Origin of the sequence: Cyanobium sp. ATX 6F1 (assembly GCF_024346315.1) — a bacterium.
Lineage (GTDB): Bacteria > Cyanobacteriota > Cyanobacteriia > PCC-6307 > Cyanobiaceae > ATX-6F1.
Map to the genome: position 1 here is coordinate 138,790 of NZ_JAGQCS010000006.1, position 20,562 is coordinate 159,351.

Annotated in this window: 27 protein-coding genes and 1 tRNA gene; 9 read left to right on the forward strand and 19 right to left on the reverse strand. The window is 66.4% G+C overall.

Annotated elements, in window-relative coordinates; translation table 11 throughout:
• Nucleotides 1-25: 25 nt before the first annotated feature.
• The 3 genes from KBZ13_RS10755 to KBZ13_RS10765 all read right to left on the reverse strand — a co-directional run bounded on the left by KBZ13_RS10755 (nt 26) and on the right by KBZ13_RS10765 (nt 1,781).
• Nucleotides 26-625, reverse strand: coding sequence for a superoxide dismutase (locus tag KBZ13_RS10755; RefSeq protein ID WP_255008989.1), 600 nt, complete (start codon nt 623-625; stop codon nt 26-28).
• Between the two features lie 75 nt (nt 626-700).
• The gene (locus KBZ13_RS10760; RefSeq protein ID WP_255008991.1) at nt 701-1,384 is read right to left on the reverse strand and encodes an FKBP-type peptidyl-prolyl cis-trans isomerase; all 684 of its coding nucleotides are present in this window, start codon (nt 1,382-1,384) and stop codon (nt 701-703) included.
• A gap of 55 nt (nt 1,385-1,439) precedes the next feature.
• A complete protein-coding gene (locus tag KBZ13_RS10765; RefSeq protein ID WP_255008993.1) occupies nt 1,440-1,781 on the reverse strand; it encodes a phasin family protein in 342 nt (113 codons plus the stop codon).
• Between the two features lie 69 nt (nt 1,782-1,850).
• Between KBZ13_RS10765 and KBZ13_RS10770 the strand changes: the two genes are divergently transcribed.
• From KBZ13_RS10770 to KBZ13_RS10780, 3 genes are all read left to right on the forward strand, one after another.
• Nucleotides 1,851-3,413 (forward strand): apolipoprotein N-acyltransferase, encoded by a 1,563-nt coding sequence (locus tag KBZ13_RS10770; protein WP_255008995.1) that lies wholly within the window; start codon nt 1,851-1,853, stop codon nt 3,411-3,413.
• A 152-nt stretch (nt 3,414-3,565) separates the two neighbouring features.
• On the forward strand, nt 3,566-4,219 hold the full coding sequence (locus tag KBZ13_RS10775) for a class I SAM-dependent methyltransferase (protein ID WP_255008997.1): 654 nt from the start codon (nt 3,566-3,568) through the stop codon (nt 4,217-4,219).
• A 72-nt stretch (nt 4,220-4,291) separates the two neighbouring features.
• The gene (locus KBZ13_RS10780; RefSeq protein ID WP_255008999.1) at nt 4,292-4,504 is read left to right on the forward strand and encodes a hypothetical protein; all 213 of its coding nucleotides are present in this window, start codon (nt 4,292-4,294) and stop codon (nt 4,502-4,504) included.
• Between the two features lies 1 nt (nt 4,505).
• Here the strand turns inward: KBZ13_RS10780 and KBZ13_RS10785 are convergent, their stop codons facing one another.
• Nucleotides 4,506-5,270, reverse strand: coding sequence for a hypothetical protein (locus KBZ13_RS10785; RefSeq protein WP_255009000.1), 765 nt, complete (start codon nt 5,268-5,270; stop codon nt 4,506-4,508).
• Between the two features lie 40 nt (nt 5,271-5,310).
• Nucleotides 5,311-5,460, reverse strand: a complete 150-nt coding sequence (locus KBZ13_RS10790) for a high light inducible protein (protein WP_255009124.1) — start codon at nt 5,458-5,460, stop codon at nt 5,311-5,313.
• Between the two features lie 127 nt (nt 5,461-5,587).
• On the opposite strand from KBZ13_RS10790, the gene KBZ13_RS10795 reads away from it, so the two are divergent.
• The 4 genes from KBZ13_RS10795 (at nt 5,588) to KBZ13_RS10810 (ending at nt 8,092) form a co-directional block, all read left to right on the forward strand.
• Nucleotides 5,588-5,854, forward strand: a complete 267-nt coding sequence (locus tag KBZ13_RS10795) for a hypothetical protein (protein ID WP_255009002.1) — start codon at nt 5,588-5,590, stop codon at nt 5,852-5,854.
• A 215-nt stretch (nt 5,855-6,069) separates the two neighbouring features.
• The gene (locus tag KBZ13_RS10800; protein WP_255009003.1) at nt 6,070-6,339 is read left to right on the forward strand and encodes a CDGSH iron-sulfur domain-containing protein; all 270 of its coding nucleotides are present in this window, start codon (nt 6,070-6,072) and stop codon (nt 6,337-6,339) included.
• A gap of 171 nt (nt 6,340-6,510) precedes the next feature.
• A complete protein-coding gene (locus KBZ13_RS10805) occupies nt 6,511-6,975 on the forward strand; it encodes a bacterioferritin (RefSeq protein WP_255009006.1) in 465 nt (154 codons plus the stop codon).
• A gap of 424 nt (nt 6,976-7,399) precedes the next feature.
• On the forward strand, nt 7,400-8,092 hold the full coding sequence (locus KBZ13_RS10810) for a DUF547 domain-containing protein (RefSeq protein WP_255009008.1): 693 nt from the start codon (nt 7,400-7,402) through the stop codon (nt 8,090-8,092).
• On the opposite strand, the gene KBZ13_RS10815 is transcribed toward KBZ13_RS10810, so the two are convergent.
• The 7 genes from KBZ13_RS10815 to KBZ13_RS10845 all read right to left on the reverse strand — a co-directional run bounded on the left by KBZ13_RS10815 (nt 8,074) and on the right by KBZ13_RS10845 (nt 13,774).
• Nucleotides 8,074-8,805 carry a TIGR04283 family arsenosugar biosynthesis glycosyltransferase gene (locus KBZ13_RS10815; protein ID WP_255009010.1) on the reverse strand — a complete coding sequence of 244 codons (732 nt, stop codon included), beginning with the start codon at nt 8,803-8,805 and terminating at the stop codon, nt 8,074-8,076. The genes KBZ13_RS10810 and KBZ13_RS10815 overlap by 19 nt on opposite strands.
• Before the next feature lie 64 nt (nt 8,806-8,869).
• Nucleotides 8,870-9,322 (reverse strand): rhodanese-like domain-containing protein, encoded by a 453-nt coding sequence (locus tag KBZ13_RS10820; RefSeq protein ID WP_255009012.1) that lies wholly within the window; start codon nt 9,320-9,322, stop codon nt 8,870-8,872.
• A 262-nt stretch (nt 9,323-9,584) separates the two neighbouring features.
• The gene (locus tag KBZ13_RS10825; protein ID WP_255009013.1) at nt 9,585-10,028 is read right to left on the reverse strand and encodes a nuclear transport factor 2 family protein; all 444 of its coding nucleotides are present in this window, start codon (nt 10,026-10,028) and stop codon (nt 9,585-9,587) included.
• 52 nt (nt 10,029-10,080) lie between these two features.
• Nucleotides 10,081-10,350, reverse strand: coding sequence for a high light inducible protein (locus tag KBZ13_RS10830; RefSeq protein ID WP_255009014.1), 270 nt, complete (start codon nt 10,348-10,350; stop codon nt 10,081-10,083).
• A 660-nt stretch (nt 10,351-11,010) separates the two neighbouring features.
• A complete protein-coding gene (locus KBZ13_RS10835; protein WP_255009015.1) occupies nt 11,011-11,295 on the reverse strand; it encodes a high light inducible protein in 285 nt (94 codons plus the stop codon).
• A gap of 113 nt (nt 11,296-11,408) precedes the next feature.
• Entirely contained in the window at nt 11,409-12,416 is a 1,008-nt protein-coding gene (locus KBZ13_RS10840) for an SDR family NAD(P)-dependent oxidoreductase (protein ID WP_255009016.1), read from the reverse strand.
• A complete protein-coding gene (locus KBZ13_RS10845) occupies nt 12,413-13,774 on the reverse strand; it encodes a cytochrome P450 (protein WP_255009017.1) in 1,362 nt (453 codons plus the stop codon). The genes KBZ13_RS10840 and KBZ13_RS10845 overlap by 4 nt, the downstream gene beginning before the upstream one ends.
• 206 nt (nt 13,775-13,980) lie before the next feature.
• Between KBZ13_RS10845 and KBZ13_RS10850 the strand changes: the two genes are divergently transcribed.
• Entirely contained in the window at nt 13,981-14,658 is a 678-nt protein-coding gene (locus KBZ13_RS10850) for a peroxiredoxin-like family protein (protein ID WP_255009126.1), read from the forward strand.
• 73 nt (nt 14,659-14,731) lie between these two features.
• Nucleotides 14,732-14,905, forward strand: coding sequence for a DUF2256 domain-containing protein (locus KBZ13_RS10855; protein WP_255009018.1), 174 nt, complete (start codon nt 14,732-14,734; stop codon nt 14,903-14,905).
• A gap of 91 nt (nt 14,906-14,996) precedes the next feature.
• Here KBZ13_RS10855 and KBZ13_RS10860 read toward each other — a convergent pair whose 3' ends face one another.
• The 7 genes from KBZ13_RS10860 to ftsH form a co-directional block, all read right to left on the reverse strand.
• Nucleotides 14,997-15,296, reverse strand: coding sequence for a hypothetical protein (locus KBZ13_RS10860; RefSeq protein WP_255009019.1), 300 nt, complete (start codon nt 15,294-15,296; stop codon nt 14,997-14,999).
• A gap of 123 nt (nt 15,297-15,419) precedes the next feature.
• Complete coding sequence (locus KBZ13_RS10865) at nt 15,420-15,602, reverse strand: hypothetical protein (protein WP_255009020.1); 183 nt, start codon at nt 15,600-15,602, stop codon at nt 15,420-15,422.
• Nucleotides 15,603-15,788: 186 nt separating this feature from the next.
• A complete protein-coding gene (locus KBZ13_RS10870; RefSeq protein WP_255009021.1) occupies nt 15,789-16,469 on the reverse strand; it encodes a cupin domain-containing protein in 681 nt (226 codons plus the stop codon).
• A 178-nt stretch (nt 16,470-16,647) separates the two neighbouring features.
• A tRNA-Ala gene (locus KBZ13_RS10875) sits at nt 16,648-16,720 on the reverse strand.
• Nucleotides 16,721-16,787: 67 nt separating this feature from the next.
• On the reverse strand, nt 16,788-17,489 hold the full coding sequence (gene lexA / locus KBZ13_RS10880; protein WP_255009023.1) for a transcriptional repressor LexA: 702 nt from the start codon (nt 17,487-17,489) through the stop codon (nt 16,788-16,790).
• Nucleotides 17,490-17,611: 122 nt separating this feature from the next.
• Entirely contained in the window at nt 17,612-18,577 is a 966-nt protein-coding gene (argF, locus tag KBZ13_RS10885) for an ornithine carbamoyltransferase (RefSeq protein ID WP_255009025.1), read from the reverse strand.
• Nucleotides 18,578-18,646: 69 nt separating this feature from the next.
• Nucleotides 18,647-20,548 (reverse strand): ATP-dependent zinc metalloprotease FtsH, encoded by a 1,902-nt coding sequence (gene ftsH / locus KBZ13_RS10890; RefSeq protein ID WP_255009027.1) that lies wholly within the window; start codon nt 20,546-20,548, stop codon nt 18,647-18,649.
• Nucleotides 20,549-20,562: the final 14 nt, after the last annotated feature.

Genomic DNA, 20,562 nt, shown 5'->3' on the forward strand with positions numbered 1-20,562 from the left:
CCGAGGGGTAGCGATCAGGGATGGATCAGGCGGCGGCCAGGTTGGCGGCCACGAAATCCCAGTTCACCAGCTTGTCGAGGAAGGTGGCCATGTAGTCGGGACGGCGGTTCTGGTAGTCGAGGTAGTAGGCGTGCTCCCAGACATCCATGGTCAGCAGGGCCTTCTGGCCGTGGGCCAGGGGCAGGTCGGCGTTGGCGGTCTTGGTGACCTTGAGGGTGCCGCCATCGAGCACCAACCAGGCCCAGCCGCTGCCGAACTGGGTGGCACCCGCGGCCTTGAAGGCCTCCACGAAGGCCTCGAAGCTGCCGAAATCAGCGTTGATCTTTTCGGCCAGGGCGCCTGTGGGCGCACCGCCGCCGCCGGGCTTGATGCTTTGCCAGTAGAAGCTGTGGTTCCAGACCTGGGCAGCATTGTTGAAGACGCCCGCCTTGGCGGCATCCCCGGCCACGGCAAGGATCACCTCCTCCAGGCTCTTGGCCTCCAAATCGGTGCCGACCACGAGGTTGTTGAGGTTGTTGACGTAGGTGGCGTGGTGCTTGCCGTGGTGAAACTCCAGCGTCTGGCGGGAGATGTGGGGCTCGAGCGCGTCGAGGTCGTAGGGCAGCGCGGGCAGCGTGTGAGCCATGAAATCGGAGCTGTTCCAGATTGAGAGGCCACTGTAACGACGGCGTTGGCCGCTCCCGGGTGACCCCGGAGGGGATCAGCCGCCGACGCGCACCAGCTCCACTTCGAAGATCAAGGTGGCGTTGGGGGGGATCACGCCGCCGGCGCCGCGCTCGCCGTAGGCCAGATCGGGGGGGATCACGAGTTTGCGCTTGCCGCCCACCTTCATGCCGGCCACACCCTCGTCCCAGCCCTGGATCACCCGGCCACCGCCGAGGGGAAAGCTGAACGGTTGGTTGCGGCTGTAGCTGCTGTCGAACTCCCTGCCATCGGGCAGGGTGCCCCGGTAGTTCACCAGCACGGTCTGGCCGGAGACCGCTTCGGCGCCGCTGCCCACGACCAGATCGGTGATCCGCAGGCCGCTGGGGGTGACGCGCTCCTTGGCGGCGGTGAGGTCGCCGCCGAGGGCACCGGCCTGGGCGAGCTCGGCTGCGTTCTCGGGGCTGGAGCTGGGTTCAGTGGCCATGGTGAACAGGGTGGGGTTGGGGTCGTTGGGGTCGAGCTCGAAGCTCCCCAGGGCCGGTTGTGCTGGGCTGGCCGGGGCGCCGCCGCTGGCCTGGGCCGTGGAGCTGCGGACGACGGCCTGCTGGAGATCACCACTCCCGAGGGCACCAGGGTTGATGGCGCTGGCGTTGACCGTCGTGGGGGCCACCAGCTGGCTCACCAAGGCGAGCAGCAGGCAGACCATGCAGACGCCGGAACTGATCAGGATGTCGCGCATGGCCAGGGCCCGTTGCAGGAGGGCCCGATTCTGCCAGTCAGCTCAGGGCAGCCGATCAATCGGGGATCTCGCGCAGCTCCGGGCGGCTGCGCAGGAGTTGCTCCAGGCGGTCGATGCGGCCCCGCAGCTCATCGACTTCCTTCTGGCGAGCCAGACCGACGTCCTGAAGGAAGTGATCGAGGTTGCGCTCCAGGTCGCGCTCCACCTGCTTCTGCACCTCCGGGTCCTCCCCCCGCAGCCCCGTGAGCACCGCGTCCACCAGGGTGGCGGCCTGGGAGGGGTCCAGCCGTCCGCTGCTGACCCAGTCCTGGGTGACCTGCCGCAGGCGATCCGCCACCAGGGAGGTGGTTCCCAGGCCCCGCAGCAGCAGTTGCTGGAGAACGTTGTCGCGATCCATGGCCGTTGGGTGGGTGGTTGAAGGGGACAGATGCCCTTTCGACCCTGACGCTTCCTACCCTCCCTGGCGATGGGCAATGACCGGCACGTGTGGTGGCTCACCGCCCTGGGGGCAGGGTTGCTGGCCGGTGTGGCCCTGCCGCCGGTGGGGTTTCCGCCGCTGCTCTGGCTGGCGCTGGTGCGCCTGTGGGTCGCACCCCAGGGCCATCGCCCGCGGCCTTTCCTGCTGGGGTTCCTCTGGGGCCTGGGGGCGGTGCTGGCCTCCCACCGCTGGCTGCTGTGGTTGCACCCGCTCGACTGGGTGGGGGTGCCGGGGCCCCTGAGCCTGCCACTCGTGACGGGATTGTGGATCGCCCTTGGCCTGCTGGGGGGGCTGCTGGTGGGCCTCTGGAGGCTGTTGGTGGGGCGGCTGGGGATCGAGCGCCTCAGCACGGCCCTGATCGGCGCGCTGCTCTGGGGGCTGGCCGAGACACTGTTGGCGAAAGGGCCCCTGTTCTGGATGGGCCTGGGGGGAGCGGCGCTGCCGGGGGATCCGGCCCTGGCGGGGCTGGCGGCCCTGGGGGGGAGTGCCCTGGTGGCGAGCGCCCAGCTGCTGATCGGTTGGGCCCTGGCGCGGGCCCTGGTGCGGCAGGGCCCAGCCCGGCGGCGTTGGGCGCTGCTGGGGGCCCTGGTGCTGGCGCTCCACCTGGCCGGGGCGCTGGCGCTTGCCCGTGCCGGGGGGGCGGGCACGGCTCAGGCGGCGGGTGAGGCCCTGCCGCCGCTGCGGCTTCTGGTGCTGCAGCCGGCGATCCCCACTCGCGAAAAATTTCGGGTCACTCAGCAGCAGCGACTGCTCGATCTGCTGGCCATGGCCCAGCGGGAGGCCGGCCAGCGCCGCGCCGATGCGTTGCTGTTGCCGGAGGGGGCCCTGCCCCCCGGAGAAACCCTGCCGCTCCCGGCCGGTTCGGTGGTGCTGGGCGGGGGCTTCCGCTACGCCGGCGAGCAGCTGCGCAGCAGCCTGCTGCGCTTTTCCCCGGGCGAGTCGCTGCCCGAGCACTGGGTCGACAAGCACCGCCTGGTGCCCCTGGGGGAGTGGGTGCCGTTCGCTGAGTGGTGGCGTTGGGCGGGGCTTTCGGCCGTGGGCGGCGTGACGCCGGGGTCCCCCTCGCGGCTGCTGGCGGCTCAGGGCAATGGCCCCGTGGGGGCGGTTGGGGTGGCCATCTGCTACGAGCTCAGCGATGGGGCCGCCCTGGCCGGCGCCGTGCGCGGCGGAGCCGGCTGGCTCCTGGCCAGCGCCAACCTCGATCCCTACCCCGCCCAGCTGCAGGAGCAGTTCGTGGCCCTCGCCCGCCTGCGGGCGATCGAAACCGGCCGCTGGCTGGTGAGCTCGGCCAACACCGGCCCCTCGCTGGTGGTGGATGCCCAGGGCCGGGTGCGCTCGCGCCTGGCCCCCGGCCGTGCCCGCACCGGCGTGATGGAGCTGCAGCCCCTGGGCGGCCTCACCCCCTACGACCGCTGGGGTGACGCTCCGCTGCTGCTGCTGCTGGCGGGGGCACTGCTGGTGCGGGCGCTGTTGGTGCGGGCCCATGCCCACGGCGAGCGCGCCCACCCGGTCGCAGACGGGGTTGGGATCGTCGATGAAACCGGTCGGTGATGGGACGTTGATCGCTCCGCTGCCGCCCTGTTCAGCGCCCAGGTGCCCTGATGGGCCACCCCAAAGGGGGCCAGGGCCGGCTGTTGCCACGATCGTCACCGAGGGCCCCGTTGACTCGCCACCATGGCCCTGAGATCTGATCGCAGGCGGTGATGGTGGTCCTTGTGCTGGGTGAGTCGGAGCGCCGCAAGCTGGACGGCTCCGACGATGCCGACTTCTATGCCGAGCCCCGCTTCGTCCATCACCTTGACGGTGCCTTCCGCCAGCGGCTCACGGCCCTCTACCGGGAGAGGATTCCACCAGGTGCCGTGGTGCTCGATCTGATGAGCAGCTGGGTGAGCCACCTGCCGGAGGACATCAGCTACCAGGAGGTGATTGGCCATGGGCTCAACCCAGCCGAACTGGCGGCCAACCCACGTCTGGATCGCCATTGGGTGCAAAACCTCAACCTCAGCCAACGGCTGCCCCTGGAGGATTCCAGCGTGGACGCTGTGTTGATCGTGGCCGGCTGGCAGTACCTGCAGCAGCCCGAACATCTGGCCGCCGAGCTGCTGCGGATCGTGGGCCCCGGCGGACAGGCGATCGTGGCCTTCTCCAACCGGATGTTCGCCCAGAAGGCCCCGCGAGTGTGGACCGATGGCAGCGATCGGGATCACCTGGCCTACGTGAGCCGGGTGCTCCAGGCGCAGGGCTGGCCTTCCCCCCAGCTGATCGCCGAAGCCACCCGGGCCGAGGGCCCGTTGGGCTGGCTTGGGGGGCACGGGGATCCGTTCTTCGCCGTGGTTGCTGAAAAGCCAGCGCCTTAACCCAGGGCCCAGGGCCGCCCGGGGTCACGGTTCACAATCCGTTACATTAGGCTGATCAAAAGACCGTTCCCCATGCTCGACGCCCTGTTTCCCATCGTTTACATGTTCAGTTTTGCGGTGATCGCTGGGGGCGCCTTCGCCTTGATGACCCAGAACCTTCGCGCTGCCTCCAGCCCCCCCAGCCCCCGTCAACGCCACCCCGAAGCCCCCGCTCCCGGGGAGGAAGTGCTCTATGTCGACCTCGGCCGCGAGCGGCTTGAGCAGCTTTACGAGCTTCCCTCCTGAGTCAAGGCTTGCCTTCTGGGCACACGGTGAAGCTCGATCGTTCCCGATAGCTTTCCTCGCCCATGTCATCCACGCTGAAGGAGGTCCAGGTGACGGATCGTTCAGGCTCGGCCAACGCGATCGGCCATTCAATCCGGCGTCGCTGGTATGTGAGTCCCACGCAGGTGAGCTCCTGATCATTGGCCATGAGTGACCAGAGCAAGCGCATGTCTCCCCGGTCGTAGACGATCGGTTGTTGCCCCTGATGGGCCTCGACCGGATAGCCGGGCTTGAGTTCAAGTTTTCGCTGGTTCTCCCAGCAGAGATAGTCGCCGTTCTCGGTGGGATAGAACCAGCAGGTTTCGTGGGCGATTTCCCCTAAGGAAACCTGATCGAGGCAGGAGATCTCCTCGATCTCGATTCGAGGCGATTGTTCAGGGCTCGGATCAGTCCAGGCCGATCCCCGGAGTTCGTAGGCCCCAAGCCACAGAGCTGTGGTGTCGAGGTGCGGAATCAAGGCATCGCAGATCAGGCGACGCTGCTCTGAAACCCCTGGTTCTGGCGCCGGAACCAATGGGAGGAAGGGATCGTCTCCACTGGCGTTGGCATGGCCCGAACCCACCAGGGCCTCGAGGCTGTGATCGACATCCGCAGGAACCCGGAACATCCGCAGGGCCGAACCACTGCCGACGCCCTGGAGTTGAGCCGCCAGGAGGTCGTCCCAGGTGACCTCGTCACCCGGCAGGGAGTCCTGGGGTGCCAGGACGAAAACGAGTGCATGCTCCATGGTCCTGAGGCGTTACCGCTGCAGCATCGGCCAGGTTGGATCAGCCGAGACCGATCTGGGCCAGGATGCTCTGGCCGGTGAGGAGCTCGGTGCCGAGCCCGATCACGAAGCCCAGCATGGCCAGACGGCCATTCCAGGTTTCGGCGAAGGCAACGAAACCGAAGCGGGGAGCAGGGGAATCGGGGGCCATGGGGGAAAAGAAGTTGCGAAACTTGAAGTAATTGTAAAGGCTCTTGAAGCCGTTGGATCGTTTTCTGCGCCTGCCCACGTGATCGCGCCGGCCCTGGGAGGTCAGGGCGATGTCTTGGAAGGTCGCCATGGCTTGGCTGATGCCTACTGATGGCTGGCGGGCGGTTGATACGGTGATTGATGGCCTGAGCGGAGGGGGCGTGGCGCGGGATCTGGTGCTGGCCGTTGGACTACCGGTGGCCCTGTTGTTGATCGCCACCTTGCTGCTTCAGCGTTGGCAGGGGCGCCTGCCACCCTGGCTGCGGCGACTGTCCGAGCGGCCCTCGCTGATCTGGAACGCCGGCATCGGCCTGATCCTTGCCCTGTCGCTGCTGCGCTGGTGGCTGCAGCGCTGAGGGGCTCCCTCAGCCAGCGCCCACCAATGCTCCACCACCGCCGGGGTGCCATACCAGCTCTCAGCGAAGGCCGATCCCGCCAGACGCCGCTGCACCATCTCTCGGAGCACACCGTGGCCTTGAGCGCCATATGAGGGCTGCCCAGCATCACCCGCGTGCCCGACGGGATCTGCCTCTGGAAGACTGTGATCCGGCGTTGATCACAGGGCCCTGAGGTGAATCCAGAGCCCGATTCCTCCGCCCCAGGCCCCCAGGCCCTGGAGTTGCCCGCGGGCCGCACGTTTCTGTGCAGCTGCGGCCGCAGCCGCCGGGGCTGGATCTGCGACGGCGCCCACCTCGGCACCGGCCTGATCGCCCGTGAGGTTCTGCTGGCGGAGCCGGGCACCGTGCAGGTGTGCGGTTGCGGCCGCTCCCGCCGCTTTCCCCTGTGCGACGGCAGCCATAACAAGCCGACCCGAAGGCCCTGGTGGAAGTGGTGGAGATGAAGGAACGCAGGCATCACGCCGACGTCCTGAAGACCCGTTTCTTCTTTTGATGAGCCGTCTCTGCGGCTTGGCCGGGGCGAGCGGCTGTGCTGTGCAGCGCACGCTTGGAGGGCCCTGGGTGCCACGTAGGGTGAAGTGAGGATTGCATCAGATCAAAAGGGAGAACGAACCATGCAGACGATCGAAGCCACGGTGAAGGCGTCGATGATTCATGCGCTTAATCACATCCTGGAGCTTGAACTGGCTGGGGTGGTGAAATACACCCATTACGCCCTGATGGTGTACGGCTACAACCGCATTCCGATTGTGTCCTGGCTCAAGGGCAACGCGGAGGAGGGACTGGTTCATGCCCACAAGGCCGGTGAGATGGTGACGCTGCTGGGAGGGCATCCATCCCTTCAGATCGGTTCACTGCTGGAGACCCAGAAGCACGACATCGGCGACATCCTGAGAGAGAGCATGGAGCACGAAAAAGAGGCACTCAAGGCCTATTACGAGCTACTCTCCCTTGCCGAAGAACATTCCGTGCTGATGGAGGAGTATGCAAGGGAGATGATCGTGCTGGAGGAACTTCACCTCGACGAGGTGGACAAGATGTTGCGCCGACCGGGCGATCTTGAGCCCTACCACGGTTGATCGCAGACCTCTTGCCTCAACGAATTCAGGTGAGGCCGCCCGCGAGCTGATTCATTCCTCAAGCTGTTAGACCATGGTGTCACGACGGCAAATCGATCTGCCTGTCAGCACCATCCCCACTGGGGTGAACAGGAGTTTCAGCCCCCTCGGCGCCTGCTGGGTCAAAGCTTGTCGGCCTCGCCCGGCTCACCGCTAGGCGATTGATGAGCAGTAGCTGACGGCCGTCACTCTGCCAACATTCCCTGGGGCTCAGGGAAACAGGAAGGGATGGTTGGCTCTTCCATCTCTGAGCCCTACTTCGATCAACCGGCAGTACGCCTCCTCAGCGCTCACGGACCTCACCGCCACGTCGAACAAGGAAAGAAGTGTTGCCTCTTCGGTGGCCCCGCAGCCAACTGGTTCACTCCACCACCCCTGCCGAGCGATGAACGACCTCCTCACCTGGGATCAGCTCCTCCACCACTACGTGGACCGGGCCGGCCGGGTGGATTACCAGGCCTGGAGCACCCACGACCCCCAGACCCTCGCCCGCTGGCTGGCCCAGCAATCCGCCGAGACCCACGGCCGTGAGGATCACCTCGCCCACTGGATCAACCTCTACAACGCCTTCACCATCGAGGCGGTGCTGTCGGCCTATCCGATCCGCTCGATCCGCCCGACCCTGATGGGCCTGCCGAACTGGATCGCTTTCCTGCGCTTCTTCCAGCGGCGCGTGTATCGCCTCGGCCGTGATCGTTTCAGCCTGGCGCAGATCGAGAACAGGATGCTGCGCCAGCTCAGCGGTGATCCCCGGCTTCACTTCGCGATCGTCTGCGCCTCCGTGGGTTGTCCGCTGCTGCGCTCCGAGGCCTACACACCGGAGCGGGTGGAGGAGCAACTGGAGGAGGACATGATCCGCTTCATCAACAACCCCGCCAAGGTGCGATTCGATCCTGAGGGGGGCGTTCTGTATTGCAGCAAGATTTTCAAGTGGTACGAGGCTGATTTCCTGGCGGTGGCCCCGTCGCTGCCCGCCTACATCCTTCCCCACCTGCGCGGCCTATCGCCACCGGTTCATGAACCCCGAATCGCCTTTATGACCTACGACTGGAGCCTGAATCAGCGGATGTCCTCGTAGAAGCGCTTCAGGCGCGCCGGTGGCATCCCCAGACCCCAGAGCACGCCGATCGAGAGATAGATCGCAGCGGCCTTGGCCGCTCCCCAGCGCTGCACCCGCCGGTCGGAACTGATCACCACCCGGTTGATCAGCCGGAGGCGGCCCCGCTGCACCAGCCGCAGACAGAGATCACCGTCCTCCAGGAGCGGCAGGGTTTCGTTGAAGCCACCGACCTCCCAGAAGGTCTGGCGGCGGCAGATCATCACCTGATCGCCGAACAGCAGGCGCAGCCCGCGCAGATACAGGTGGGGGCGAAACAGCAGGGGCGCCAGATGGGTCTTGAGCAGGTTCAGGGCCGAAATCCCCCAGCGGGTGGTGGCGTCGCCACGCATCAGCGACACGAAGCCCGCCCCGGCCGTTGTCCGGTCCGCCAGCACCCGCTCCGCCATCGCCACCAGATCACAGGGCACGAGGGTGTCGGCATGCAGAAAGCAGAGCAGGTCGCCGCGCGCCTGGCGGGCGCCTTCATTCATCTGGATCGCCCGGCCCGCCGTTGCCCAGGGGCAGACCGACACGCCCGCCGCGCTGGCGATCGCCAGGGTGGCGTCGTCGCTGCCGCCATCCACCACCAGCACCTCGAGCGCCGGTGGATCGAGGGCACGCACAGTTGCCAGGGTGCGGCCCAGGCTCGCGGCCTCGTTCAAGGTGGGAATGATGATCGACAGCGGCGCCATGCCAGGACCCCTCAGGCTTGGGCCGCCCGATTGAGAGCTGATGAGGGCTCTGAGGGGCTGCCGTTCATCGGCGTGGCTTCAGGAGCAGACCCCAGAAGCGATGGAACGGATGCACCTCAGTGGTGGGTCGGCCCCCCTGCACCAGTTGATGCCCGTGGTTGACCCATTCAAACAGCCCTCCCTCGAGATTCACGGCCCTGCGAAAGCCCCGCTGCTGAAGCTCGTTCACCACGGCGGCGCTGCGCAACCCCACCGAACAGCAGACCACGATCGGCTGCTCCAGGCTTGCTTCCTTCGAGGGGGCGAGGCCCAGGAGCTCTCCCCCATCCGCGAGGAGTACCGCGCCTGGGAGGTGGCTGACATTGAATTCAGCAGCCGTGCGGGCGTCGAGAATCACCCAGTCGCCAGGCCGCTGAATCGCCAGTGCTCGTTGTAGCTCGTCAGAGCGAATCGAAGGAGCCGAGGGATAACGCAATCGGATCCACTGCTTGAGACAAAACCACACAAAACCGTTCATCACCCAACGGTTTGGGCCTCAGGCCAACGATGTTGGCTATGAACCGGAGCTGAACAGAAATTGCAGCACCGCGAATCCCAGCAGACAGGTGGCGGCGAGCAAGGGGATGGTGTGCAGCAAGATTGGAACCTCCCGACTCTTCGATTGACCGACAATGCTTGCTCAACGGTGCCGTTGGCAGGCCGGATGTGGAGAACAACAAACACACTTGGTGATGAAGTTGTGTTGCAGGTGATGGGAGGAACCGCTCCTGCCGCCTTCATCAAGCCACGAACCGCCGGTACAGCCAGCGCACGAAGCCACCCACCACCGGCACCGGTTCAAAGGTGGGACCAACGAAATCGAAATAGTCGCGATGCTCGACGATCTTGCCGCCCTCACCGATGCGGAGGCGGGTGGTGCCGGGATAGATGAACTCGATCCCCTTGATCTTCAGGCCCATCGTCCACTCCACGAAGGCCGTTTCGCCGCTGAGCGCCACGGCACCGGGGGCCAGGAAGACGTCATCGCAGCGGCGCATCAGTCCCTCCTGGGCAGCGATGTAGGCCTCGATGCCGCGCTTCTCCTGGGTTGGGTCCTGGAAATGGACCGACTCGTCGTAGATGGCCCGCCATTGCTCCGCGCTGGGCCCCGGAGCCCCATAGGGCTTGGTGAACAGGGCCTTGAGCGTCGCCTCGGTGAGCGGCGGCGTGATAACAGCATTCATGGCGGCAATCCCGCCAGGCCCAGAGCCCGTTGGACCCGGCCTGGAAATCGGATCAGCCAAGTCCCAGGATGCTGCGGGTGAAGGCCTCGCCGCCTCGGGCGTATTCGGTGATCAGCAGGGCGATGAAGCCGAGCATGGCGAGGCGGCCGTTGAGCTTCTCGGCGCGTTCGTGAAAACCCCAGCCACGATCTGCACTCACCACTTCCATGCGCGGTTCGGTGGCGAAGGCATTGAGGCGACCGCCGTCCTCGGTGGTGACGGTGGCGCCCCGGATGGTGGCGCGATCAAGGGCCGTGGGGGTTTTGGTGTCTTCTTGGTCCATGGATTGATCGGTGCGAGCGATGAAGAAACCGTACCAGCCACGCCTGGGTTCGATCGAAGGTCGTTGGAACGATTCTTCATTCACACCTGTAGAGGCTGCTGGCCCGCCAGGGTTTTGCTTTCACCGTTGAATCAGCTCCGATCACCGCTCCAAGCTGACCAAGTCGCCAAAACCACGGGTGCCCACTGGTAAAAATCCTCACTTCGAGAGCTCACGGCAAGCAACTTGGCTGGAAGTGGTTGCCTAGGGCAGGAAGGGGAAGGGCTGCAAATCCTGATCAATCATCGATCAGATAATCAACGAGTTGAGCCTGCCCGCTGCTGTCAAAGTGAAGGATCTAGATATCCAGCCGAAAGATAAAGAGCCCCACCGACAGCTCAGTGATCTCTTGGGTGGCCGCTGACAGCCAGCCCCATCTCAGCGTTCAGGGGCGCTGGATTCCGAGCGCCTGCGCTCCGTACATCTCGCTGAACATGGCCTGAAGCTGCCAGGCCCTCAGCAGTGATTTGGCCACTTCGCGGAGGTCTTCGAGTTCGTTGCAGCTGTCGATCGCCCGTGAGTGAGCTTCAACCGCAAAGGCTCTGGTAAGGGAAAGGGAATCTTCCATGGCGTTGGGCCGTGATTGGTTGATTGGTTGGTTTTGAACGTTGAGGAGAGGATTCAGCCGAGGCCCAGCAGACCGCGGGTGAAGGCTTCGCCGCCCATGGCCAATTCAGTCGCCAGCAGGGCAATGAAGCCGAGCATGGCCATGCGGCCGTTGAGCTTCTCGGCGCGCTCGTGGAAGCCCCAGCCGCTCTCGGCACTCACCACTTCCATGCGGGGCTCGGTGGCGAAGGCGTTCAGGCGGCCGCCGTCTTCGGTGGTCACGGTGGCGCCGCGGATGGAGGCGCGATCAAGGGCGGTGGGGGCAGTCGAGGTGGGGGCAGTGGCGGTGGCTTGGGTCATGGGGGCCTTAGCTGAGATGAGTGAATTGTAACAGATCATTGCGGAATGCAAACGCATGTGACGTCCAGGCCGCAGCCGGGCGGATCGGGCTGGCCTCGGGGCAGCCGAAGGATTCAGTCGATGGCCTGCTGCTGAGCGAAGCCCTGCTCGGGTGCCAGGGCCAGCTGCTGGGCGCTGAGATCCCAGAGCTGACGGGCCAGTTGGTCTGAGCAGGCTTCGGCGCTGGGTTCACTGGCCTCGAAGCGCCGCCGGCCTGGGCCCAGCACCCGGTTGCTCCAGTACTGGAAGCCAATGGGTGCCGGCTCTGAGGCGGTGGCCAGACCGGCCAGCAGGGCGCCAGCCCTCTGGGGCGTTTCGGTGAGCCGCAACAGGTCGCGGGCGACCAGGGCGAACAGAGCCTGAGCCACGGGGTTCTGGCGGCGGCTGTAGCGGAAGAAGCCGCCATCACTGCGCGGGATCACCAGCCCCGGGCTCCAGGCGAGCACCGGCACGGGCGTGCCTTGCTCCCGCAGCCGCCGCTCCAGCTCCCGCGCCATCAGCAGGTTGCAAAGCTTGCTGTCTTTGTAGGCCTTCTCGGCATGGAAGCGGGCGCTGCCATCCAGCATCGGCGCCCCAGGCCCCTGGCGCAGCCCAGCCAGATCGCCCAGGCCGGCCGCTGGGCCCACCTTCCCCCCGGCGCTGCTGGGGTCATGCACTTCCGAGGCCGTGACCACCAGCCGCGGTGCCGTGCCCCGCAGCAGCAGGGGCAGCAGCCGCTGCAGCAGGGCCTGGTGGGCCAGGTGGTTCACCGCGATGGTGAGTTCAAACCCCTGGGCTGACCAGCGGGGCTCGGCCCCGCCGCTGTATTGCAGGCCGGCGTTGAGCACCAACGTGTCGATCGGTTCGCCTGCCGCCAGCAGGGATTCAGCGCAGCGCTCGAGGCTGCTCAGATCGGCCAGATCACAGACGGGGGTCTGGAGCTGGCCGCCCAGGCGCTGGCGCAGGCCCGTGGCGGCGGCGGCATTCCGGCAGGGCAGGGTGAGGCGGTGACCGGCCTGGAGCAGCAGGACCGCTGCCTCCAGGCCGATGCCGGAGCTGCCCCCGGTGAGCAGGATGTGCCGGGTGGCGCCGGCGTCGCTCACGTCGCCCCCACGCGATCGGCAGCGCTGGCACGGCGCCGCGGGCGCACCAGAAGGCCCTGCTTCGGCGAAGGGCTGGGGATGAGGCTGAGCGTCAGGTCCTGATCCGGCTCCAGCGCCAAGCTCAGCTGTTTGAGCAGCCCCACCGCCAGCAGGCGGATCTCCAGCTCGGCCAGCGCCTTGCCCAGGCAGACCCGTTCACCACCTCCGTAGGGCAGCAGGGTGACGGTGCGCTCGCCGGCCAGGTGACGCTGGGGCCGGAACACCTCCAGATCCTCGCTGCCGCTTCCATCCCGGTGGCTGGCGGTGATGCTCACCTGCACCACCCGATCAGCCGGCACCAGCACACCCGCCAGGGCGATCGGATCCCGGGTGCGGCGGAAGAAGCCCCCCACCGGCGGGGTGAGCCGCATCACTTCTTTCACCACCGCATCGAGACGCGGGGCTCGGATCGCGTCGAAGGCGGTCACGGCCTCCCCTGGCGCTGGAGGCCAGGGCAAGCCGTCGAGTTCCTGCTGCAGCCAGGTCAGCTCGGCTGGATGTTGCAGCAGGCTTAGCAGCAGGCAGCTCAGGGAAGAGGCGGTGGTTTCGTAACCGGCGAACAGCAGCAGCAACAGCTGCTCGGCCACGTCGTCATCGCCCAGGGGAAGACCGGCTTCATCGAGGCCACCGGCCAGCAGATCGAGCCCGCCGGCGGCCAGGGGCGCTCCGGCGGCAGCGGCGCTCTGGGCCTTCTTAAGCACGGCGCCCAGGCGTCGCAGCAGCCGTTGGCGGGCCTGAAGCGCCCTGGCGTAAGGACTGCCGGGCAGGGCGTAGGGGAGGGAAAAGAGGCCCTGGCACCAGGTTTCGAAATCCACGAACAGGGCCTCGCGATCGACGGGATCGAGCCCCAGCACCGTGCTGGCGATCACGCTGAAGGCGAAGCGTCTCAGTTTGGGCACCAGGGCCACGGGCGATGCGCCGCCGAGCAGCTCCCCGCTGAGCGCATCGACCAGCGCCACGATCGCCGGGCTGTAGCGCTTGAGTGCAGAGGAAGCGAACAGCTGGCCCACCACCCGACGACGGGCCTTGTGATCGACGCCGTTGCGGTTGGCCAGCGACAGGGGCCCCAGCAGCTTGCGCACACTGTCCGGCCACCAGCCCTCGACGGCATCGCCCTGGGCGAATAGGTCGTTGATCGCCTTCTCCCCCCGGATGAACACGGTGCGCTGCCCCAGAAGGGTGGTGCCGTACACATCGCCGTAGCGCTCGAAGCGGGAGCGGGCGAAATCCGGATCACGAAGGAAGGAGAGGGTTTCGAGCACGCCGCTCACAGCTGGCGTGATCGGCAAGGGCTGAATGGTGGCGGGATCGGGGGGCAACCAGGGTTCTCCAGGGTGATCTCCAGGCTGTCGGATCGCCGCCGCCACCGCGCCAGCATGGACGCACCATGACCGCCGCGATCCCCGTGTCCACCCCAGAGTCCAATACGGAGTCCACCGGCGAGTCCACCACAGGTCCTGCTGGCGCCGGGGCAAGGCCGATGGCAGCCGCTGCGCTGCTTGAGCGGCTGGCGGAGGTGGAGGGGATGGGAAAGGGCCGCCGCCGGCTGGTGGTGCTGCTGAGCCAGCTGGGGGATTTCGACAGCCTCGAATACGCCCAGGCCCTTGCGCCTGTGCTGCCGCAGCTGGAGGCTGCCGGCATCAACGTGCTGGCGATCGGCATCGGCGACGAGCAAGGCCGTCAGCGCTTCTGCGCGTTCACCGGCTTTCCGCTCGAACGACTCCTGGTGGATCCCGACCCCCACCTGCATCGGGCCCTGGGGCTCTACGGGGGATTGCAGCAAATCGGCGGGCCTTGGCCGAATCTGTTGTTGATGTGCGCCGGCATCGGCTCCCCCGGCACCCTGGCCGAGGTGCTGCGCGGTTACACCGGCGATCGCAGCGCGCCCCAGCGCATCGGCGACGACGAGACGATCCAGGCGGGCCCCCTGCCGCCGATCAAGGGCTCCTTTTTTGCGAAGGCCGGCGGTACGGGGTTCCAGCGCCCGTTTGAGCTGGCCACGGTGCGGCTGCGCAACATGGCCGAAGTGCTGGGCCACTGGCGCACCTATGTGCCCCGCGACGACTTCCTCACCCAACGGGGCGGCACCTTCCTGCTGGAGGCCGACGACACCGTGCTCTTCTGCCACCTCGACCGTGGCATCCTCGGCTTCTCACCAACCATGGCCAGGCCGCTGAGCTTCCTGGATCCGTTCCTTGGCTGATTGCTGTGCCAGGCACGCCCCGGGCAGACCAGCTGCGGCAGGACAGCGGCTGGAGAATGTCTCTCTTTCGCTGATGGCCCATCACGCCGATCGCCCCACCAAGGTCTGCCCGGTCTGCGGGAGACCCTTCCAGTGGCGCAAGAAGTGGAAGGACGTCTGGGACCAGGTGCGCTACTGCTCAGATCGCTGCCGCAACAACCGCAATCGATCAACGCAGCCGGACGTGCCCAACGATCAACAATCCTGAGCAGCAGGCATGCATGACGCGCCGCCGGGTGTTCAAATGGTATTAATTAATCCAGTCAGAGGTTGAATGAGCGGAGTAATTGGTTGATTTATCAGTAGTTATCGCCGTATTTGATGTCTGTGGTGGCATTCATGAGTTCAACCGTGGTTTGATAGCCCTGCGCCACCGTAAGTTCGTGCTGAGCTGCGATATCCTGAAGCGCTTCAAAGTCAAATTTGGGGGCTGTAATCCAGCTGAAACCCTTGCCGAAGGTGTTGTCTGGATTCACCACATACCAGTGGCAGGCCGTGTCGGGCACGGAGACGGAGCACTTGGTCCAGTCGTTGTCCCATTGGGGAACCTGCACGAAGGTCAGCGCCGCAAAGAGAAAGCCGAACAGGGCTCTGAACATGGTTGCTTTAAATATGTTTACAATCCTAGCATCCATCTTGATTTCGGCCCACTTCGTCAGCGCACTTCATCAGGGCAGACGCGGCGGACCCTGGGCCGTTCCCCCGTTCCCGCTTCTCTACCGTCAGTCAGAGGGCGGCGGCTCTTTTGACCAGATGCGCTCCAGCGACTTGAGGAACTCCCCATTACTCATGGGTCGGGCCAGGTCCCGTTTCCGCAGAATGCTGCCGATCCACCAGATCTGAAGACCCCCAAAGGCCAGGGCTACCAGAGCCAGTTGCCCATAGCCCCAGTTCAGCGGCTCCATCACGCCGCCGGGCGCCCCTTCGCCCAGTTCCGATCCAGGGTCGCTCTGAACCGCTCAACACGCAGGGCTGCGTCGTCAGAACGCCTCTGCAATGTCCAATAGACCCGCCAGACCTTCATGCCCACGGCCCCAGCGAAGACGGCCCAGGGCACAAGAATCAGCAGGGGATGCTCCATCCCACCATTCTCACCCGGGGCCAGCCGGCCCTGAGGCCGCTGGCAGGTGGCCGGTCTTCACCCAGATCGTGCAGCCCGCCTCACTCCAGGGCCGGTGCTGGCTGCCGTGGGGATTGCGCAGCCAGCTGCCCGCTCCGTAGCTGCCGTGCTCGTCAGAGAAAACACCCTCCAGCACCAGGATCTCCTCGCCGCCGGGATGGCCGTGGGGATGAAACACCGTGCCAGGCGCCCAGCGCACCAGGGCCACGTGCTCAGTGCCAAAGGCCGACAGCGGCATCACCTCAAGGCCCGCCACCAGCCCCGGCACCCAGGGGGCCATGCGCGTATCGATCTCGAAGCCTTGCTGATCGGCTGGGTGCATCTGCTGCAGCTTCACCAGGATCGTGCAGCCCTGCTCGCTGAACGGAGCATGGCCTGAGCCGACTGGGTGGCGCAGGTAGGTGCCGGCCGGGTAATCGCCCGCCTCGTCGGAGAAGATGCCCTCCAGCACCAGGATCTCCTCACCGCCGCCATGGCTGTGGCGCTCAAAACGGCTGCCGGGTGCATAGCGCACGATCGAGGTGGCCCGGGCCAGCTCGCCGCCGATGCGATCGAGCATCCGCCGCTCCACCCCCGCCATCGGCGAGGGCGTCCAGGGCAGAGCCGTGGTGTCGAGCACCACCCGCTGGGCGAAATCGGCGTGGACATCCATGGTCTTGATTCTGCTGGTCTGCCCGGAGCCTCTGAGCCTGCTGGCTGGGGTCACGCCGGGGAGCCTTCGGCCCGGCTGGGCTGATGACCCCCGTGGAGCGGCTCGATGGGAGGGGTCCGAGCCCACAAAAAACCGGACCCCTGCGACCAGGGACCCGGTTGAATGGGATCGAAATCAATGGAGCCAAGCGGATTCGAACCGCTGACCCCCTGCATGCCATGCAGGTGCTCTACCAGCTGAGCTATGGCCCCAGATGGCGCCGCGCAGGTGCCTTGGGCCCCGGCGTTTTGCCAGATGTGAGCTTACCCGATGGGGTGCTCAGACCTGGCGCCACACAGCCACCAGCTTCCCTTGGATGCTCACCTGGTCGGCGGGCAGCACGATCGGCTCGTAGGCGGGGTTGGCCGCCTCCAGCCGCACCGTGGCTCCCTCGCGGTGGAAGTGCTTGAGGGTGGTGCCGCTGCCCGGCACCAGGGCGCTCACGATCGTGCCCGCCTTGATGCGGCTGGGCTCGCTCACCGGTTCCATCAGCACCACATCGCCATGGTCGATGTGGGCGTCGACCATGCTGTCGCCGTTCACGGTGAGCGCGAACAGTCCCCGGGTTTCCAGCACCGGCGTCAGATCCAGCCGCTCCTGGAGGTCGTCGTAGGGCTCCACCAGGCCGCCGGCGGCCACGGTTCCCAGCACAGGGATCCCCGGGGCCATGGCACCCAGCAGCTGCATGGTGCGTGCCTGGCCCTCCTGCCAGGTGATCCAGCCCTTCTGCTGCAGGTGCCTCAGGCGGCTCTGGATCGGCGCCGGTGAGCGCAGCCCCATGGCCTCCATCATCTGGCGGATCGAGGGGCTGTGGCGGTGCTGGCCGATGAACTCCGCCAGCCAGTCGTAAAGCTCCCGCTGGGCGCTGGTGAGCTCCTGGCCCCTCTGGCGGCCAAGGTCAGTTCTGCTGGCTGACCTGAGGTCAGGTCTGCTGGCTGACCTGAGGTCAGGCGCGAGATGGTGGGCGTGCTGGGTGGGCACCGGCAATACAGATGAACCAGTCGCCCCTTTCTCGCACCGCTTCGGGCCTTTGTCCAGTCATGGCCGGATCTGCCCTGTCCACCTGCAGCCGGCCGGCCTGCCAGAGGTTCTTCAGCGGCCCTTCAGAGGCCACCCAGCAGCACTGCCAGTAGCGCCTGCTGCACATGCAGCCGGTTCTCGGCCTGATCGAACACCCGGCTGGCGCTGCCCTCGATCACCCCGGCGCTGATCTCCTCCCCCCGGTGCGCCGGCAGGCAGTGGAGCACGATCGCCCGGGCATCGGCCTCCGCCAGCAGCGCCTCATCCAGGCAGAAGCCCTGGAAGGCCGCCTCCCGCTGGGCCTGCTCCCCTTCCTGCCCCATCGACGCCCACACATCGGTGTAGAGCGCCTGGGCGCCCCGCACGGCCGCCACGGGATCGTGGGTCACCACGATGGCGCTGCGCTCCCCCGCCAGGGCCCTGGCCCGCTCCACCAGCGCTGGATCGGGCTCGAAACCAGACGGGCAACCGATGCGCACATTCACCCCCAGCAGGGCGCCTGTGAGCAGAAGCGAATGGGCGACATTGTTGCCGTCGCCCACGTAGGCCAGGGTGAGCCCCCCTTGGCCATCACTGACGCCGAAGGCCTCCTGCACGGTGAGCAGATCGGCCAGGGCCTGGCAGGGGTGCTCCAGGTCGGTGAGGGCGTTGATCACCGGGATCGTGGCCCAGTGGGCGTACTCAGCCAGCTCGTCTTGGGCGAAGGTGCGGATGGCCAGGGCATCCATGTAGCGGCTGAGCACGCGGGCCGTGTCGGCCACCGGTTCACCCCGTCCCACCTGGGTGACGCTCGGGTTGAGGTCCACCGTCTGGCCGCCCAGGCGGGCCATGGCCACGGTGAAGCTGACCCGGGTGCGGGTGGAGGCCTTGGTGAAGATCAGTCCGAGCGTCTTACCGCGCAGATCAATGCACCGCTCACCGCTCTTGAGTTCGGCGGCGAGCTGGAGCAACGCAAAGGTCTGCTCCCGGCTGAGATCGGCCGACGAGAGGAGATCGTGGCCGCGCAGGGCGGCGAGGCTGGGCAGAACGCTGGCGAGCTGAGGGCTCATATCCCCATCTCAAAGAACCCTTATCCGGGATCGGGGGCCCCTTCGTCAAGGCCCCTTGATCGTGTTCCCTCAGGCGCCGACGGCCACAGGCTCAGCAAGAACGGCCGCCTCGGGCAGGGTGCTGGAGGCCAGCAACCCCTTGAGCTCATCGCCCTCGATCACCTCTTTTTCGAGGATCCTGCCGGCAATGGTCTCGAGCAGCTCCCGGTTGCCGTGGAGAATCGCTAGGGCCCTGTCGTGGGCGCGGTCCACCAGGGCGCGCACCTCGCGATCGATCGCCTGGGCGGTCGCGTCACTGACACTGCGGCGGGGGTTGTTGCCGCCCCCGAGGAAGCGGTTGCCGCCCTGCTTGTCGTAGGCCAGCGGACCGAGCGTGTCGCTCATGCCGTAAGTGCCGACCATCTGCTCGGCGATATCGGTGGCCCGTTGAAGGTCATTGGAGGCACCGGTGGTGACCTCACCGAAGACGACCTCTTCGGCGCTGCGGCCCCCCAGCAGGGTGGCGATCTGGCCTTCGAGGTCTTCCTTGGAATTCAAGAAGCGCTCCTCGGTGGGCAACTGCAGGGTGTAGCCCAGGGCGCTCATGCCCCGGGGCACGATCGAAATCTTGGCCACCTTGCTGCCGCCTGGCATCAGGTGCCCGACGATCGCGTGGCCAACTTCGTGATAAGCCACCACTTTCTTCTCATCGGGCTGGAGCACGCGGCTCTTCTTCTCCAGACCCGCCACCACGCGCTCGATCGCCTCGTTGAGGTCGGCCTGCTCCACTTCGGTGCGGTAGGCCCGGGCCGCCAGCAGGGCCGCCTCATTCACCAGGTTGGCCAGGTCGGCGCCGGCGAAACCACTGGTGGCCTGGGCGATCTTGTCGATGTCGATGCTGGCGGCCAGCTTCACTTTCTTGGCGTAGATGTCGAGGATCTTCCTGCGGCCGGAGAGGTCGGGGCGATCCACCAGCACCTGGCGGTCGAAGCGGCCGGGCCGCAGCAGGGCGGCATCGAGGGTTTCGGGCTGGTTGGTGGCCGCCAGCACGATCACCGGCTTGTCCTGGCCGGTGAAGCCGTCCATCTCGGTGAGCAGCTGGTTGAGGGTCTGCTCCCGTTCGTCATTGCCCCCCACCACGCCCATCGAGCCCGAGCGGCTCTTGCCGATCGCATCGAGTTCGTCGATGAAAATGATGCAGGGAGCTTTTTTCTTGGCCTCTTCGAACAGATCACGGACGCGGGCGGCGCCGGCTCCCACGAAAAGTTCAACGAACTCAGAGCCGGAGATGATGAAGAAGGGCACTTCCGCCTCACCGGCCACGGCCTTGGCCAGCAGGGTCTTGCCCGTGCCCGGAGGCCCCACCAGCAACACACCCTTGGGGATGCGGGCGCCGATGGCGGCGTAGCGCTCGGGGGTCTTGAGGAAATCGACGATCTCGTTGAGCTCGGTCTTGGCCTCGTCCACACCAGCCACATCGGCGAAGGTGACCCGGGATTCCTCATCGGGCACATAGACCTTGGCCTTGGATTTGGTGAAGCTCAGGGCTCCCTGGGCGCCACCCGCACCGCCCATGGCCCGGCGGGCGAAGAACTGCAACACCACGATGAAGATCAGGGGCGGCACCACCCAGCTCAGCAAGGTGGTGAAGAAGCTGGGGCGCTTGGGTGGCGCGGCGGCGAATTCCACCCCCTTGGCCTCCAGCCGCTGGGGCAGCTCCATGTCGAAGATCGGTGTGGTGGCCAGCACCGGCGCTTCCCCTTCGCCGGGATTGGCCAGCTCGTAGCGGATCTGGTCCTGGGTGATGTAGGCGCGCTTGACCGCTCCGTCATCCACCTGATTGATGAACAGGGAGTAGGGCACCCGAGGCACCTGGGCCTGCTGGTTGGGCAAGAAGCTGCTGAACAGCAACAGCACCCCAAAGCCGATCAGCACCAGGTTGATGATGCTGAGCCGCCGGTTCGGCTTGTTGTCGTCCTGGCGGATGGCCATCGGGGCTGTGTGCG

What these genes read in the sequence shown, in the direction of transcription:
- KBZ13_RS10830 (WP_255009014.1), bottom strand. Translation starts at nt 10,350, where the DNA reads ATGGACCAAGAAGACACCAAAACCCCCACGGCCCTTGATCGCGCCACC.
- KBZ13_RS10805 (WP_255009006.1), top strand. Translation starts at nt 6,511, where the DNA reads ATGCAGACGATCGAAGCCACGGTGAAGGCGTCGATGATTCATGCGCTT.
- KBZ13_RS10755 (WP_255008989.1), bottom strand. Translation starts at nt 625, where the DNA reads ATGGCTCACACGCTGCCCGCGCTGCCCTACGACCTCGACGCGCTCGAG.
- KBZ13_RS10760 (WP_255008991.1), bottom strand. Translation starts at nt 1,384, where the DNA reads ATGCGCGACATCCTGATCAGTTCCGGCGTCTGCATGGTCTGCCTGCTG.
- KBZ13_RS10870 (WP_255009021.1), bottom strand. Translation starts at nt 16,469, where the DNA reads ATGGATGTCCACGCCGATTTCGCCCAGCGGGTGGTGCTCGACACCACG.
- KBZ13_RS10835 (WP_255009015.1), bottom strand. Translation starts at nt 11,295, where the DNA reads ATGACCCAAGCCACCGCCACTGCCCCCACCTCGACTGCCCCCACCGCC.
- KBZ13_RS10785 (WP_255009000.1), bottom strand. Translation starts at nt 5,270, where the DNA reads ATGGAGCATGCACTCGTTTTCGTCCTGGCACCCCAGGACTCCCTGCCG.
- ftsH (WP_255009027.1), bottom strand. Translation starts at nt 20,548, where the DNA reads ATGGCCATCCGCCAGGACGACAACAAGCCGAACCGGCGGCTCAGCATC.
- KBZ13_RS10810 (WP_255009008.1), top strand. Translation starts at nt 7,400, where the DNA reads ATGAACGACCTCCTCACCTGGGATCAGCTCCTCCACCACTACGTGGAC.
- argF (WP_255009025.1), bottom strand. Translation starts at nt 18,577, where the DNA reads ATGAGCCCTCAGCTCGCCAGCGTTCTGCCCAGCCTCGCCGCCCTGCGC.
- KBZ13_RS10775 (WP_255008997.1), top strand. Translation starts at nt 3,566, where the DNA reads ATGGTGGTCCTTGTGCTGGGTGAGTCGGAGCGCCGCAAGCTGGACGGC.
- KBZ13_RS10865 (WP_255009020.1), bottom strand. Translation starts at nt 15,602, where the DNA reads ATGGAGCCGCTGAACTGGGGCTATGGGCAACTGGCTCTGGTAGCCCTG.
- KBZ13_RS10795 (WP_255009002.1), top strand. Translation starts at nt 5,588, where the DNA reads ATGGCTTGGCTGATGCCTACTGATGGCTGGCGGGCGGTTGATACGGTG.
- KBZ13_RS10780 (WP_255008999.1), top strand. Translation starts at nt 4,292, where the DNA reads ATGCTCGACGCCCTGTTTCCCATCGTTTACATGTTCAGTTTTGCGGTG.
- KBZ13_RS10825 (WP_255009013.1), bottom strand. Translation starts at nt 10,028, where the DNA reads ATGAATGCTGTTATCACGCCGCCGCTCACCGAGGCGACGCTCAAGGCC.
- KBZ13_RS10815 (WP_255009010.1), bottom strand. Translation starts at nt 8,805, where the DNA reads ATGGCGCCGCTGTCGATCATCATTCCCACCTTGAACGAGGCCGCGAGC.
- KBZ13_RS10770 (WP_255008995.1), top strand. Translation starts at nt 1,851, where the DNA reads ATGGGCAATGACCGGCACGTGTGGTGGCTCACCGCCCTGGGGGCAGGG.
- KBZ13_RS10790 (WP_255009124.1), bottom strand. Translation starts at nt 5,460, where the DNA reads ATGGCCCCCGATTCCCCTGCTCCCCGCTTCGGTTTCGTTGCCTTCGCC.
- KBZ13_RS10850 (WP_255009126.1), top strand. Translation starts at nt 13,981, where the DNA reads ATGGGAAAGGGCCGCCGCCGGCTGGTGGTGCTGCTGAGCCAGCTGGGG.
- KBZ13_RS10820 (WP_255009012.1), bottom strand. Translation starts at nt 9,322, where the DNA reads ATGAACGGTTTTGTGTGGTTTTGTCTCAAGCAGTGGATCCGATTGCGT.
- KBZ13_RS10860 (WP_255009019.1), bottom strand. Translation starts at nt 15,296, where the DNA reads ATGTTCAGAGCCCTGTTCGGCTTTCTCTTTGCGGCGCTGACCTTCGTG.
- KBZ13_RS10765 (WP_255008993.1), bottom strand. Translation starts at nt 1,781, where the DNA reads ATGGATCGCGACAACGTTCTCCAGCAACTGCTGCTGCGGGGCCTGGGA.
- KBZ13_RS10855 (WP_255009018.1), top strand. Translation starts at nt 14,732, where the DNA reads ATGGCCCATCACGCCGATCGCCCCACCAAGGTCTGCCCGGTCTGCGGG.